The following is a 1744-nucleotide window of genomic DNA, read 5'->3' as shown; positions in this document are numbered from 1 at the left end:
GGGTTTTCGCTCGCCACTGCTGCCATGGCAGTGCCGGAGACCGCTCCCCGGTACCTGATGGCCCCGTCGGTGTCGCTCCGATTCAGCCCGACGTCCCCGACGAGGTCGTCGAACAGTGCCAGCCACTGTTTTGCGGCACTCGGTCGCGCGGTCCGCGCGACGACAGTGACGGCATCGGCGAGCACTTGACCCACGAACGCCGCGTCGAGGTCTTTGTCGGGCATGCCAGCGATTGCCGCCAGTGTACTCTGGTCCGTGATTCGCTCCACGTCGAGCGTCAGACGGGACGGGCGTTGGGTTTCCGGCCAGTCCATCGCGGACAGGAGGTCGTCGGCGACCGCTCGGGACGTCCGTTCAGGTGCGACTTCGATGTCGTCCAGTTCGAACTCGATTCGGTCGCGCCAGGCGGCGACGTCGGCACAGCCAGTCCGGTCGGCAACAGCGTCGAACTGCTCGCGGAACTCGTCGTCACAGATGAGCAGTGCACCCGAACAGGTGTCGTCAGCGACCCACTCGACCAGCGACCGAATCCCCGCCTCGCTCGTGATCCGTGCCGGCTCGGCACCGTAGGTCGCGACCACGACTGCGTCCGGCGTGGCGTCGATGCCCACCCTGATGTGATCGGGTCGGCTGAGGTCGGTGAGTCTGACTGTCGTCCCCCACGTCGTGAGTTCCGTGGCGACGTTCGCTGCGAGCCGTCGTTTTCCGCTCGCTTTCGGTCCCGAGAGGACGACGACCCCACCATCGAGTGCGTCGACGACCTTGTCGACGTCGACCCCGGCCGGTCCGTCGTCCGTTTCGAGGCCGTCGTCCGAGTTCGGGAACTCCCGCTCCGCTGCAGCCGCGTGTAACGTCTCTGGTTCCTCCCAGTGCCAGGCACCGACAAGTGGAGCGGAGCCGTACTCGTCGGGTCCGACCGCGATCTCGTCCAGCGATGGTCTCACTGCTCGCATGCCGGCCCGGATCTCCTCGAAGGCGGCACCCACCTCGGCGATGGCTGTCTCGGTTTCGGGCTGTGCCGCCAGCCGCTGGCCGATTCTCGTCCGCATCGACTCGGACGCGAACACCCGAAGGTGATCGATTGTCCCCGGTGGGAGATCGAAGGCGATTTCGAGCGCTTCGGCGGCCCCCGCCAGCGGTCGATGTCGAACGAGCGGCTCGAACCACTCCGTGTCGTCGTCTGCGAGCGAACTCGCGACGAGAGCGATTGCGGTGGCGACCGCTGGCGACAGTGCAGCCGGGTCACAACCGACCTCCTCGGCACGTGGATGGAGCGACGAGATGAGTTCGAGTGTCGCCTCACCCAGTGGTTCGACCGTGATATCACAGTCGCCGACCACCGTCCTGACATCGGGTTCGACGAGAACCGTTTCGGACCCGTACTGCGAGAGCGAGAGGAAAGCTGCGGGTGTGACGGTTTCCTCGACGGTCCCGATCTGTTCTCCGAGTCGCTCGTCCTCGAAGTCGTAGCTGGGGTTGGTGACGCGTTCGACGATGGACGAGCGCTCCTCGTTACTCAGTCCAGGCAGACTTCGGCGGCTGGTGTGCTCGCGGATCTCGTCTATCGCATCGCTGCTCTCTGCTGGCGGCGTTCGAACCACGAGCACGGAATCGACCCGCTCGACGATGTCACTGGACACGGAGAGACTACTTTGGCACAGCCAGTCGAGGCTCCGTGGCCGCGTTACGAGGACTGCCCCTCCGGGACGAGCGAACAGGGCGTTCATGCCGGACGGCTCTCCGT

1 pseudogene is annotated in these 1744 nt (G+C 65.8%); it reads right to left on the bottom strand.

The features are described 5' to 3' along the window. Nucleotides 1-1744 (bottom strand): annotated as a pseudogene (locus QT222_RS01520) (hypothetical protein); the annotation flags it as partial.

The organism is Haloferax sp. s1, assembly GCF_058382125.1.
Note: the sequence above shows the minus strand (reverse complement) of the source record. Positions and strands in the feature narration are given on the sequence as shown.